This is a genomic window from Pedobacter frigiditerrae (genome assembly GCF_004331645.1).
Classification (GTDB): domain Bacteria; phylum Bacteroidota; class Bacteroidia; order Sphingobacteriales; family Sphingobacteriaceae; genus Pedobacter; species Pedobacter frigiditerrae.
This window is the reverse complement of record NZ_SJSK01000002.1, coordinates 917339-931832: the sequence shown is the minus strand read 5'-3', so window position 1 is coordinate 931832 and position 14494 is coordinate 917339. Positions and strand designations below refer to the sequence as shown.

Here is a 14494-nt window from a genome sequence, read left to right as displayed (position 1 = left end):
GAAGAATGAAGAATTATATCAAACATAACGAGTGGCAGATTATTGAAGAGGGATTTGATCCACATTTAAATAAAATATCTGAAAGTATTTTTAGCATTGGTAATGGCAGAATGGGGCAGCGTGCCAATTTTGAGGAAGTTTATACTGGCGAAACCCTGCAAGGTAATTATGTTGCTGGGGTATATTATCCAGATAAAACACGAGTAGGCTGGTGGAAAAATGGTTATCCGGAATATTTTGCTAAAGTTTTAAATGCTACTAACTGGATTGGTTTAAATATTACCGTTAATGATGAAGTTCTTGATTTAAACACTTCTGAGGTACTAGAGTTTAGTCGTGTACTTGATATGCAACAGGGAACACTTACTAGAAAATTTGTTGTTAAACAAGTTAACGGGAACGTTCTCGAAGTTGAAGCCATCCGTTTTTGTAGTATTGTTGATGATGAAGCTGGCGTGATTAAATATACCATCACACCTCACAATTTTGACGGGAAAATAACGATCGAATCTAGTTTAGACGGTGATGTGAAAAATCAAGATTCAAATTATGATGAGAAGTTTTGGAATGAAATAAATGCAAGAGAAGATGGAGATTATGCTTTACTTAATTTGGAGACCAAAAAAACAGCGTTTTGGGTAAGTTCTGCAATTCAAACTTTAATAAAGCAAGAAGGAAAAGACTTAGGCCTAAAACCAGTTTTCAATAAGAAAGAAAAGTATGTGGCACAACAGTTTGAGGTTGCTGTAAAAAGAGATCAGGCTATCACCATCTATAAATATGCTGTAAATCTATCTTCAGAAAATTATAAAAAGGAAGATTTAGAAAAAGCTACCATTGAAAGATTAAAAAAAGTTGTTGCCAAAGGATTTGATCAAATGCTTACTGAGCAAGCTAATGCTTGGGCAGTAAAATGGCAAAATGGAGATGTAGTAATTGAAGGAGATGTGGCAGCCCAGCAGGCAATTCGGTTTAACATATTTCAATTGCATCAAACCTATACAGGAGAAGATGCCCGTTTAAATATCGGCCCTAAAGGATTTACAGGTGAAAAATACGGAGGTTCTACTTATTGGGACACAGAAGCTTACTGTTTGCCTTTTTATTTGGCAACTGCACCACAACAAGTAGCAGAAAATTTATTGATCTATCGTTACAAACATTTAGAAAAGGCAATTGAAAATGCTGAAAAACTAGGTTTCAGGCATGGAGCGGCTCTTTATCCGATGGTGACCATTAATGGAGAAGAGTGCCACAATGAATGGGAAATCACTTTCGAAGAAATCCATAGAAATGGGGCTATAGCATTTGCAATTTTTAATTACATCCGTTATACAGGAGAGCAAAAATATTTAGCCGAATATGGGTTAGAGGTTTTAATCGGTATTGCTCGTTTTTGGTCTCAGCGTGTTAATTGGAGTATAGAGAAGGAAAAGTATGTAATGTTGGGTGTAACAGGTCCTAACGAATACGAAAATAACGTAAACAATAACTGGTACACTAGTACTATTGCAACTTGGTGTTTAAAATATACCATTGAAGCTATTGACTTGGTTAGAATTGATAACACAAGTAGACTAAATGAAATACTTAGCAAGACCAATTTTAATGTTGAGAAAGAGATTAATCATTGGCAAGACATCATCAATAAAATGTTCTATCCTGAAGATAAAAACTTAGGTATTTTCTTACAACAGGATGGATATTTAGATAAGGAACAGGTTTTAGTTAAAGATTTACCAGCAGTTGATAGACCATTAAATCAAAAATGGAGTTGGGATAGAATTCTAAGGTCGTGTTTTATTAAACAGGCAGATGTATTGCAAGGAATTTACTTCTTCGAAGAGGATTATGATTTAGATACCATCCAGCGTAATTATAATTTCTACGAGCAACGCACAGTACATGAGAGTTCTTTATCGCCCTGCGTACATGCAATTATTGCTGCAAAATTGGGCGATTTAGATAGAGCTTACGAATTTTATTTGCGTACTTCTCGTTTAGACTTAGATGATTACAATAATGATACAGAAGATGGTTTACACATTACTTCAATGGCGGGTACATGGTTAAGCGTTGTTGAAGGCTTTGGAGGTATGCGTATTAAAAATAACCACCTACACTTGCATCCTGTATTACCAGAAAAATGGGAGTCTTATGCTTTTAAAATCGGATTTAGACAGGCTATAGTTACTGTTAAAGTGGATAAACAGAAAGTGACTTTGAAAAATGAAAATGAAAAGGCTTTAAGCTTGCATATTTTCGGTAAGGAAGAGCATTTAATAGCTAATGGAACTTTAGAATTAAACGCTCATAGCAATTGAAAAGCATCATAAAAATAGCATTGTTGATCGCCGTAGTTTGCGGCTTATCTGGGTGCGTGCAAAAAAATAATTTACAAATGTTAGATCAAAATCAAACAACCACAGAGAAAATTGAAAATAGGAAATTAGTTATTTATCAAACTCTGGTTCGTTATTTTGGAAATAAAAATACAACCAATAAAAATTACGGCTCCATTGAAGAAAATGGGAGCGGAAAGTTTAATGATATTGATGAAAAAGCGCTTCAAGAAATAAAAAAGTTAGGGGCTAATTACATTTGGTTCACTGGTGTAATTGAGCACGCCACAATGACTGAATATACAAAAGATGGAATTAAATCTGATGATCCTGATATTGTAAAAGGAAGGGCAGGTTCACCATATGCCATTAAAGATTATTATGATGTTGACCCGGATTTAGCAGTTGATGTTAAAAATAGAATGGCAGAATATGAAGCCTTAATTAAACGTACGCATGATAATGGTTTAAAAGTGCTGATGGATTTTATTCCTAACCATGTGGCTAGAACTTATCATTCTGATGCAAAACCGAGCCATGTTATAGATTTGGGTGCTCAAGATGATACCACAAAAAGCTTTGATCCTAAAAATGATTTCTATTATATTCCTGATCAGAAATTTATTGTTCCAACTGGTTACAATCCTGGGGGTAATGAATATCAAAGTCCTTTAAAAGATGGTAAATTTGACGAAAATCCTGCAAAGGCAACCGGTAATAATGTTTTTAACCACGCTCCAAAATTGGATGATTGGTTTGAAACCATTAAGCTAAATTATGGATTAGACGTGCAGCATAACCATGCCAAAAATTTTATGCCACAACCCCCAGTTTGGAGAAAAATGAGAGATATTCTGGCTTATTGGGCTTCGAAAGGCGTAGATGGTTTTAGATGTGATGTTGCCGAAATGGTTCCAGTTGAGTTTTGGAATTGGGTAATTACAGATTTAAAAAAGAAATATCCCAATTTGGTATTTATTGGAGAAGCTTACGATAGGAATGAATACAAGAACTTTTTAGTAAATGGAAAATTCGATTATTTGTACGATAAAGTTGGTTTATACGATGGTTTGAAACGTTTAATGATGAACGATAGTAAGGCGACAGTTAAAGACATCAGCTTTGTGTGGCAAAAAGAAAGCAATGGTTTTTCGCAACACATGTTACGTTTCCTAGAGAACCATGATGAAACAAGAATTGCTTCAAGAGATTTTGCAGGTAATGCCTGGTATGGCATTCCAGGTATGGTGGTGACTGCTACTTTATCATCTGGCCCGGTTATGATTTATAACGGACAAGAGGTTGGCGAGTCAGCAAATGGCACAGAGGGATTTGGTGGACATGATGGTCGATCGACGATATTTGATTATTGGGGAATTCCAAATCATCAGAAATGGATGAATAATGGTGCTTTTGATGGCGGTAAATTAAGTGATGATGAGAAAAGCCTTCGCCAATTTTATAGTAAACTGTTAAATCTTGTAAACACTAACGAAGCTATTTCTAGTGGGAATTTCTATGAGCTTTTACAAGCCAACAAATCGTCTAAGGGTTTTAATGATAAAGTTTATGCCTACCTAAGATATACCGAAAATAAGCGGGTTTTAGTTTTAGCTAATTTTAATAGAAAAGCAACTGACCTTACTATAAACTTACCAGAAGATGTTTTATCGGCATTCAATTTAAAGAGCAAGGCTATTACATTTACTGATTTATTAACTGAAACTCAGATTAAAACAGATAATATAAATAATGGGCTAAACTTAAATATACCTGCAACGAGTGCTGTAATACTAGAATTTTAGAGGGTATTTTTACATCCAGAGTGCAACGAAACCTGCCTGCCGGACAGGCAAGGGTTTCGTTAACGAGTCTGTTTTTAGATATGCGACGCTCCGCACTGCATGACAAGTATGAAGTATAATAACTAACCTAACCAAATATACTATGACCAATTTTTCACGCAAACCAAAACTTTCTTTTTGGAGCATTTTTAACATGAGCTTTGGCTTTCTAGGCATTCAATTCGGCTTTGCCTTACAGGGCGGTTTCATGTCTCGTATCTTTCAAACCTTGGGTGCAAGTCAAGATAGTATCCCAGCTTTATGGGTTGCAGCACCTTTAACAGGCTTGCTGGTACAACCTGTAATTGGTTATCTGAGCGATAGAACTTGGAGTCCAAAATGGGGCAGAAGAAAACCATTTTTCTTAATTGGTGCAGTGCTAAGCACAATCGTTTTATTTTTCTTGCCAAATTCTCCAGTATTATGGGTTGCGGCAGGCTGTTTATGGGTTTTAGATGCGTCTATTAATATCACAATGGAACCTTTTAGGGCTTTAGTGGCCGATAAATTGCCGGATTCTCAACGTTCTTATGGTTTTGTAATGCAAACTTTAATTATTGGTGTAGGTACATGGATTGCAAGTAATTTACCTTGGTTAGTAAATAAAATGGGTGTTTCTAATGAAGCGTTGCCCGGTTTAGTTCCACTTTCTGTTAAAATTGCTTTTGCCATAGGCGGGGCAGTATTTTTAATCTCTGTTTTGTATACAATTTTTACTACATCAGAATATCCGCCAGATGATTTAGAAGAGTTTAAAAAGGAAAACGAGCAAAGTAAAGGTTTTTTGAATGGCTTCAACGAAATTTTTTCAAGCATCGGCAAGATGCCAAAAACAATGAAATTATTGGGAGTTATTCAGTTTTTTAGCTGGTTTGCTTTTTTTGCCATGTGGAGTTTAGCTACACCTGCTTTAACTACACACGTTTTCCATGCGCCTGCACCTATAGAATCGGCTTTTAACATGGCAGATGAAAGCTCAAAAGCACTGTTTATGACAGCCAGTAAGGCTTATAATGATGCTGCCGATTTAGTTGGTTCTTATATGGGGATGTATGGTTTGTCATCAATGGCTTTTGCTTTGTTATTAACTTTTTATGCGGCAAAAAGAAGCATAAACAGGAAATATATCCACATGTTTAGTTTAATAGCTGGCGGATTTGGATTTATATCGATGTATTATATTCAAGACCCACAACAGCTTATTTATTCGTTCATTTTGATAGGGATATCATGGGGAAGCATACTCTCAATGCCTTACGCCATGTTGTCTAGTGCTATAAATCCAAAAAAAATGGGGATTTATATGGGGATTTTTAATATGTTTATTGTAATTCCGCAAATTATTGCCGCAACAGGTGGTTTAAATTATTTATATCATGTTATTTTTGGCGAGGAAGTAATTAATTCGATGCTTTTAGCTGGTTCAGCTTTAATTATTGGCGGACTGGCAAATTTTTTGATTACAGATAAAAAAGTAATTACTCATCAAGCAGAGGATACGGAAGTTTTAGAGTAATGCAGTGATAGCTTTGATATATTATTTATGGCAGAAGAAACAAATAGCGACGAAAAACAAATTTTAGCAGAAACAATTGGAGGAGAAAATACAGAAGAAATTATTCAACACCTTAATAATCCTGTTACCGACTTAAAACCTATTGTTAAACAATACCTAACTACAGTTACAAAAGTTAAAAAAGAAGGAAATAAATTCTATTTTTCTGATGGTAATGCAAAGGTAGAAGTTAGGATTGTTAGCGATGAAATTATTAGGGTTAGATTAGCACCACACGGTGTTTTTTTAGATGATTTTTCTTACGCGGTTCCTGTTGTAGACCAAAAAGTAACCACCTTCAGGCTAGAGGAAAGTGATGAATATTATTCTATTTCAACCAATACAGTTACCTGTAAAGTTAGAAAAGAAGATTTTCTAGTTTCCTTTGTAGACAATGCAACCTCAATGGTTATGAGCCAGGACGCTTCTCCTATGCATTGGGAAGAAAACGTTGAGTTTGGTGGTTATTATGTTTATGCTACCAAGGAATGCTTGCAAGAAGAAAACTTCTTCGGTTTAGGTGATAAGTCTGGAAATATGAATTTGCGTGGTAGAAAATTCCAAAACTGGAATACTGATGCTTATTCTTTTGGTTGGGATCAGGATCCCTTATATCGTACCATTCCTTTTTACATCGGCATTCATCAAGGTGCTGGATATGGAATTTTCTTTGATAATACTTTCCGTTCTTATTTTGATTTCGGTAGAGAAAACAATGAAAAAACAAGTTTTTGGGCTGATGGTGGCGAACTGCAATATTATTACATCCATGGGCCACACATGATGGATGTGGTTAAACGTTACCAGACTTTAACAGGAACGCATCAACTGCCGCCAAAATGGGCTTTAGGTTATCATCAGTGTAGATGGAGCTATTATCCAGAAAGTAAGGTAAGAGAAGTGGCAGAAGGTTTTAGGTCACGCCAAATTCCTTGTGATGCGATATATCTAGATATCGATTACATGGATGGCTATCGATGCTTTACTTGGAATAAAAAATACTTTCCAGATCCTAAAAAGATGATCAAGGATCTATTGAACATTGGTATGAAAACCGTTGTGATGATAGATCCAGGAATTAAAGTGGACGATAATTATTGGGTGTTTAAGGAAGGAAAAGAGAATAATTTCTTCTGTCGCCGTAGCGATGATTATTTCATGGAGGGTCATGTTTGGCCAGGGAGATGCCAATTTCCAGATTTTACCAATCCGGCAGTAAGAGAATGGTGGGGCGGATTGTATAAGGAATTAGTTGATTTAGAAGTGGCTGGAGTTTGGAATGACATGAATGAACCCGCAGTTTTTGGCGCAGGTACTTTTCCAAATGACGTAAGACATAACTATGATGGCTACAGAGGCTCTCATCGTAAAGCCCATAATGTTTACGGCATGCAAATGGTGCGTTCTACGTATGATGGCTTAAAGAAGTTAATGCGTAATAAACGTCCGTTTACCATTACCAGAGCAGGTTATTCAGGTATGCAACGTTACGCAAGTGTTTGGACTGGCGATAATGTGGCAACATGGGAGCATTTAAAATTGGGTAATATCCAATGCCAGCGCATGTCAATCTCAGGCGTTCCTTTTTGTGGAACAGATATAGGTGGATTTAGTGGAGAACCAGATGGTGAATTATTTACCAGGTGGATTCAGTTAGGAACGTTTTCTCCGTTCATGAGGGCGCACTCTGCCGGAGATACCTCAGAACGTGAACCTTGGAGTTTTGGTGAACCTTTTACATCCATTAACCGCAAGTTTATAGAATTGCGTTATCGCTTAATGCCATATATATATTCGGTTTTCTGGGAACATCATCGTTATGGTTTTCCAATTTTGAGACCGTTAACTATGTTAGAACAAGAAAATATTGGTAATCACTACCGTCAGGATGAATTTACTTTTGGCGATAAAATTCTAGTTTGCCCTGTTTTAGAGCAAGGTGCAGTTTCTAGAATTGTTTATTTACCAAAAGGTCAATGGTATAACTTCTGGACACATCAGTTATTAGATGGAGGAAAAGAATACAATATCGATGCACCATTAGAAGATATGCCATTATTTGTAAGGGCAGGTTCTGTTATTCCAGAATACCCGGTAATGCAATATGTTGGCGAAAAACCAATTGATGAAGTTTGGTTAAATGTTTATTATGCAGATTACGAAGTAAACTCTTTCTTGTTTGAAGACCACGGTGATACTTTTGCTTATGAGCAAGATATTTACCTAGAGAAGAAATTTAGCGTAAGAGGAGATGGCAAAAACTTATTTATCCAGCAAGCTACTGAAGGTCTTTATACACCAAATTATGAATTGTACGATTATAATGTAATTGGAATACCTTTTAAAATCAGCAAGGTTTTTGTTGATGATAAGGAAACAGATTTCAGTATTGATGAACGCCAACGTTTAAGATTTAAATCGAATAAAAACTTTATCCATATTAAAATTATAGGCGCTTAAAGTTTAAGGAAATAGAACTATGTTTAAGAGATTGATATTCATCTACACTCATCATTTCAAACTAGTTCTATTTCTTAATTTATCCCTCAGCCTATTTTTTGCCTATCTCTTTCTTTTAAAAGGATTTGATAAAGTTGCTTTGTATAATTTAGCCTTAGCTTTTAAAGCAATGGCTTATGCCATTACATTTGGGATAGAGAAGTTGTTTTTCACACAAAGAAGTTTCTACTATCGCAATTTAGGCCTTGGTTATAGAAAGATATTTTCTTTACTCTTTAGTGTCGACTTTATTGTTTTCCTTTCGCTTTTATTAATTTCCTTTGTATGCAAGAGCTATATATTGATAGCGTAAACCATCGCTATGGTGAAAGAGAGGTACTCAGCAGTATTTTTTTAAACTGTAAGATTGGCGAAGTAGTGGGATTGTTAGGCAGAAATGGTTCTGGGAAATCAACCCTGTTGAAGATTATTTTTGGTGATATAAAACCTCGATTCATACATCTTAAAATTGATGGGCAATTTACATTAAAAGGATATTTATCTAAACATATTGCTTATCTCCCTCAAGGATATTTCATTCCTCATTATCTTAAAGTAAAAGATTTGGTCCAATTATACGCCAATATTTATAGAGAACAATTGCTTGAGGTAAATGTTGTTAAGTTGAACTTAAACGAAAAAGTTGGCAATTTATCCGGAGGCAGCAGGAGATTAATAGAAGCATTGTTTGTCATTTATAGCGATGCTAAATATGTGTTATTAGATGAGCCATTCTCTCAATTGGCTCCGCTAGTTGCTGAGGAATTAAAACAACATATCTTAGCATTTAAAGCTCATAAAGGTTTCGTTGTTACTGATCATTATTATCAACAGATTTTGGATGTGTCAACACGTATTGTCTTGATTCATAATGGCTGTAACTATGCCATAAATACTGAAGATGATTTGATATTGAATGGATATTTGCCTAGTTAATTTTTTTTAAATAAATCTTATAAACTAAGGTTAAAAAAAGTAAATTACAGCAATCTAATCAACTATGAACATGGCAAGTACTAAAAAAACTACTCCAACAAAAACTACTGCAGCAGTTAAAAAAGTAGCCGTGCCAAAAAAAGAAAACCCATTTGCAGATTATTCTAGAAGTGTTTGGGTGCATAGTCTGTTAACCGATTTTGATATAGCCCTTTTCGTATCTGGAAAACATTTCCGTTTATACGAAAAAATGGGTGCTCACTTGCTAACTGTAAATAAGACCGCTGGAACTTATTTTGCAGTTTGGGCACCGAATGCACAAGAAGTAGCAGTAATTGGCGGCTTTAATAGTTGGGCTAGAGAAAGTCATCCTTTATATAAACGTTGGGATGCTTCTGGTATTTGGGAAGGTTTTATCCCTTTTGTAGGGAAAGGTGAAGTTTATAAATACTACATCAAAGGTTTTGATGACAGTGATTTAGAAAAGGGAGACCCTTATGCGTTAAGATGGGAACACCCGCCTCAAAAAGCTTCCATAGTTTGGGATACAGATTATACTTGGAAAGATAAAGCTTGGCTTACTAAACGACCTAAATTAAATGCTTTAGACCAACCTATATCCGTTTATGAGCTACATTTAGGTTCTTGGCAACGCGACCCAAGTAATTCAGAGCGGGTTTTAAGTTATGGCGAAATAGCGAATACGCTTGTCCCATATATTTTAGAAATGGGCTTTACGCATGTTGAGTTATTGCCCATCATGGAATATCCATATTACCCATCTTGGGGATATCAGATCACTGGATATTTTGCCGCTAGTTCTAGACATGGTTCTCCACAAGATTTGATGTATCTGATAGAGGAATTACACAAAAACAATATTGCAGTAATTTTAGACTGGGTTCCATCACACTTTCCAGGAGACGCAAATGGTTTGTTCAATTTCGATGGGACGCATTTGTTTGAGCATGCAGATATGCGCAAAGGATTTCATCCCGATTGGAAATCTTACATCTTCAACTATGATAGAAATGAAGTCCGCTCTTTTTTAATTAGCAATGCGATGTTCTGGATTGATCAATTCCATGCAGATGGTTTAAGAGTTGATGCAGTAGCATCTATGTTATATTTCGACTTTTCTAGAACAGCAGAAGAAGCAGGGACAAATGAATATGGTGGAAGCGAGAATTTGGGCGCAATCCAGTTTCTGAAAGATTTAAATGAAGCCATTTATGGCAATTATAAAGGCGTACACACCATTGCAGAAGAAAGCAGCACATTTGATGGTGTAACCAGACCAGTTTATGCAGGTGGTTTAGGCTTCGGAATGAAGTGGATGATGGGTTGGATGAATGATACTTTAAAGTATTTCAAGAATGATCCAATTGCCAGAAAACATCATCACCATCAATTGACATTTAGTATGACTTATGCTTTTACCGAAAACTTTATGCTGCCTTTTTCGCACGATGAAGTAGTGCATGGTAAGTCATCAATGATTTATAAAATGCCTGGAGACGAATGGCAAAAGTTTGCTAATCTTCGTGTATTGTATGCTTACATGTTTACCCATCCTGGTACTAAGTTGTTGTTCATGGGTAATGAATTTGCACAAACCAACGAGTGGAATTTTACCGAATCATTAAGCTGGGATTTATTGCAATATCCTCCACACGCTGGAATGCAGCAATTGGTTAGGGCTTTAAACTTCCTTTACCGCAACGAACCGGCTTTATACAAATATAATTTCTCTTATGAAGGCTTTGAGTGGATTGATGCAGATAATGCAGATAGCTCGATTTATGTGTATGCAAGAAAGGCAGAAAAGGCAAAGGATACTTTGGTCATTGTACTTAATCTCACGCCAGTTTACCGCGAAAACTTTAGGGTAGGTATGCCGATGAAAGGGAAATGGAAAGAAATCTTTAATACCGATGCAGTTGAGTTTTATGGTAGTGGTAAACTAAATGAAGGACTGTTTGATACCGAAAATATTGACTATAATAACCATCCGCAATCAATTTCAATCAACGTTCCACCTTTAGCGGTATGTGTTTTTAAAAAAGGAATTAGTTAATTATAGCGTCATGCTGAATTTATTTCAGCATCTGGCTTGCAGGAAAGACCCTGAAATGAATTCAGGGTGACGCATATTGTAAATAATGTCAATGCTAAAAAGAAACTTCGAGTTTAACAAAAAAGATAAATCCGAATGGTGGTTAACTTTGCCAGAATGGAAAGGCGACCCCGAAGATTTGCAAATGATTGAAGGTGCAGATCAATGGTTGGATTTAATTAGCAAGAATACCGATAAGGTAGAAATCGAAATGGCTGATGAACCTTTTGCCAATGCTGAAACCTTGACGCTATTGCGCATTAGAGAAGAGAATCTGGGTGGTGGAGGGATTTATTATTTGGAGACCTATCAATCTGAGAAAATAGACTTAAAACTATGGCTTTGCGAAGTAACAAGTTTTGTTTTCGATTATATTCCTCAGAAATTGTTTTTTAAGGTGAAGTGAGATAGTTAAGGTCGTCACTCGATGTTAATTCGCCCTACCAATTCCCCTCCTTAAAACTAATATCATCGCTAATAATATAACAAAAACAGCTCCAACACCCCAAATCAGCCCCCAATTTGTAGCACTAGTCAATTCTATATGCTGGTCTGTTCCCATATAAATGAGGTTATCCCAATAATAAGGCAAGTAAAAAGCATTGTTATTTTGAGGCTTGTTTAGCCAATCAATTTTTGTCTGATGTAAGGCTTCACCATTGCTTTTGTGGCTAACTATATGTTTATAGAAATCGCCTATGATCACCGAAGCAACTACATCATTTACATTCCATAAGCCCGCAATTGTTGCAGGTGTGCCAATTGCAATAAAACCCCGTGATAAGCTAATTATCCCTTCGCCATTGGCCAATAAACCATCTGCTGTTCGGCAAGCGCTTAAAACAACTAAAGATGGTGCTTGCTTTTTTGCTGAGAGTTCAAACAAGAATAGTTTTTCCTTACCTAGGTCTAATGTTGGCTCTTGATTTTTACCAGATAAATAGGCGTGGGTACCTATATGTAATACCTGACTATTCTCAAAAGTCTTATTAAGCATAGCGCTATTCACTTTTTCATTAAATAGAAAATCTCCCTTTAGTACTTTTTTAATAGCCACCGCTTCATCTTCAACTGCTTGTAAAGGCTTTAAACCATTTTTTTGATGTGTAATGAAAAGCCCAGTAAAGTTTTTTGCACTCGACGCTTTCTTCTGAGCGATTAACGTTTTCAAAGAAAAAGCATAGGTTAAACTGTTGCTTTTGATTAGAAATGGCCAGCTTGAAATGCTAGGTTTATAATTTTTGTCGGTTATTAAGCCATCAAAAGAAATGAAGCCCAAAACATCATCTGGTACTATGATAACAGATTCGTTTTTTTGAAGTTTAATTCCACGGAGAATGGTTTGGTAAATTTGATGGGAAGCTAAATAAAATGCTTTTGGTTCATTGATCATCGCATCAGCACCATGCTGAAAATAAGTGTTTGCATAGGTTTGGATTGCAGTTTTTATTAGTCTAGAATTATCCAGTTTGATGACATTGTTAACCTGTCTGTTATTGATGTCAATGATGTAAACCGCATCCTTCCCAAAGAAATATTCAATTATCTTTTGATTGGGCAAAGCCAATAGTACTTTCGTAATTGGGGTGTTAAATCTATCACTATTAAATTGTTTATGCGTTTGCTTGATTTGTTTGTTTACCAGCGCCAAAAAGTATTTCAACTTGGCTGTTTCTGTAGAACTCTTGTTGCTCTTACCTTCAATTTCCTGTTTTTCATTATAAATGATAGCTTTTTCATAAGCTTGTTTTTTAATGAAGAGCGAATCTTTTTGGTTAGCAGCAGCAAGAACCTGGTTTCTGTTGATCTGGTCTAATAATGTTCTGCTTTTGCTTTGTTCTGCCAGGTTTAAAATTTCATTTAGAAGCGATTTATCCTTAGTTTGCTGATAAAGGTTAAAAGTGATTTCAATACCTTTTTCAGCTATCAGTTTGAGACTAACCTGTAAACGTTCCTTTGTCTTGTCATCTGCAAATTCATTCCTGATTTTGTCTGCAGAAAGCAAAGCCAACTTAATGTATTGATAAGCTTCTTTAGGTTTGTTTAATTGTAGATTAGCCCCCGCCATTTCCTGAAAAACATTAACAACCATGTTATCTCCGTATATTTTGTTAACATCTACTTTGTTTAGGTTAGTTATTCTTAAAGTAGTCAATGTCTCATTAAAATAAGCAATTGCTAATTGAGGTTCCTTTGCTAATAATTTAATACTGCCTAATTGAGTAAGGATATTTGCCTTTTCCCTTAATCTAGTTCCATTATAATATTTGTTAAGGATGTTTAAAGCTTTACTGAAATAGCTTTCAGCTTGCGATAGTTTGTTTAATTCCCTAAAAATATCTCCTGCATAAGTATAAGAACCCATTAACCAATAAGCATTATCTTGATTGATGTTTTTCTGTTTTGAAATATTAAGCTCAATCAGCTTTGCTGCAGTGGCATACTCTTTTTTGTCAAATAGAATACCAGCCAATATATTGTTTAAGATGATGTTTACTTTACTGTTTTGCTTGGCTAATTTTAAGCCTGCATTTATACTTTTCTCCGCTTCGTTTAAGTTGCCCATTGAGCGATAGGAAATGGCCATATTGCTGTATAATAATGCAATATTTTCTGGTAAATCATTTTTTCTTAAAAGGAAGCTGATAGAGCGTTGTTGTAGGTATACGGCTTTCTCGTAATCCCCCAGTCTAGTATAATTATTACTAAGTGGTTTAAAGGTGTACTCTACAATATCGTAATCAGCTACTTTATTTTTAAGGTAATAATCAAATGCAGCTTCGTAACTATTAATGGAACTCAATATATTTCCATCTAACAATTGATAATAACCTTGTGTACTTAATAGATTTAGCCAAACATAATGCTCACTAGCTGTTTTTGCTTTACGCCAAGCCTTACTTTGTGTTTCCATCAAATAAGCTAATCGCAACTGCGGATTTTCCGTCACATAATTTAATCGCTCATAAATCCAGTCGCTTAAATTATCCTTTTGCTTAAATGAATCTAGTTTTTTCTGAATGGCATCGCCCTGCGCAAATAAGAAAATACTTGAGCAAATAAGTAACGTTAAAAATGTAAAACGTAATCGTACCAAACGCATGAAAGGGATTGCAGTTCAGCTAATTTAATAAAAAGTAGTTAGTATATAGTAGTTAGCATTTAGAAATATAAGTGTTAAACCTTAGCAACTAACCATTTC

The 14494-nt window shown here is 35.5% G+C and carries 8 protein-coding genes; 7 read left to right on the top strand and 1 reads right to left on the bottom strand.

What is annotated here, in order from left to right:
- Positions 1-5 precede the first annotated feature (5 nt).
- The 7 genes from EZ428_RS10780 (at position 6) to EZ428_RS10750 (ending at position 11698) form a co-directional block, all read left to right on the top strand.
- Positions 6-2324 carry a glycoside hydrolase family 65 protein gene (locus tag EZ428_RS10780; protein WP_131553148.1) on the top strand — a complete coding sequence of 773 codons (2319 nt, stop codon included), beginning with the start codon at positions 6-8 and terminating at the stop codon, positions 2322-2324.
- A 77-nt stretch (positions 2325-2401) separates the two neighbouring features.
- Positions 2402-4147: an alpha-amylase family glycosyl hydrolase gene (locus tag EZ428_RS10775; protein WP_131553147.1), complete on the top strand. Its 1746-nt coding sequence runs from the start codon at positions 2402-2404 to the stop codon at positions 4145-4147.
- A gap of 142 nt (positions 4148-4289) precedes the next feature.
- Positions 4290-5702, top strand: a complete 1413-nt coding sequence (locus tag EZ428_RS10770) for an MFS transporter (protein ID WP_131553146.1) — start codon at positions 4290-4292, stop codon at positions 5700-5702.
- A 27-nt stretch (positions 5703-5729) separates the two neighbouring features.
- Positions 5730-8201 carry a glycoside hydrolase family 31 protein gene (locus EZ428_RS10765; protein ID WP_131553145.1) on the top strand — a complete coding sequence of 824 codons (2472 nt, stop codon included), beginning with the start codon at positions 5730-5732 and terminating at the stop codon, positions 8199-8201.
- A 324-nt stretch (positions 8202-8525) separates the two neighbouring features.
- Positions 8526-9176 (top strand): ATP-binding cassette domain-containing protein, encoded by a 651-nt coding sequence (locus EZ428_RS10760; RefSeq protein ID WP_131553144.1) that lies wholly within the window; start codon positions 8526-8528, stop codon positions 9174-9176.
- A gap of 70 nt (positions 9177-9246) precedes the next feature.
- The gene (glgB, locus tag EZ428_RS10755) at positions 9247-11253 is read left to right on the top strand and encodes a 1,4-alpha-glucan branching protein GlgB (protein WP_131553143.1); all 2007 of its coding nucleotides are present in this window, start codon (positions 9247-9249) and stop codon (positions 11251-11253) included.
- 91 nt (positions 11254-11344) lie between these two features.
- Complete coding sequence (locus tag EZ428_RS10750) at positions 11345-11698, top strand: DUF6717 family protein (RefSeq protein ID WP_131553142.1); 354 nt, start codon at positions 11345-11347, stop codon at positions 11696-11698.
- 24 nt (positions 11699-11722) lie between these two features.
- Here the strand turns inward: EZ428_RS10750 and EZ428_RS10745 are convergent, their stop codons facing one another.
- Positions 11723-14395 (bottom strand): CHAT domain-containing protein, encoded by a 2673-nt coding sequence (locus EZ428_RS10745; protein WP_131553141.1) that lies wholly within the window; start codon positions 14393-14395, stop codon positions 11723-11725.
- Between the last annotated feature and the right edge of the window lie 99 nt (positions 14396-14494).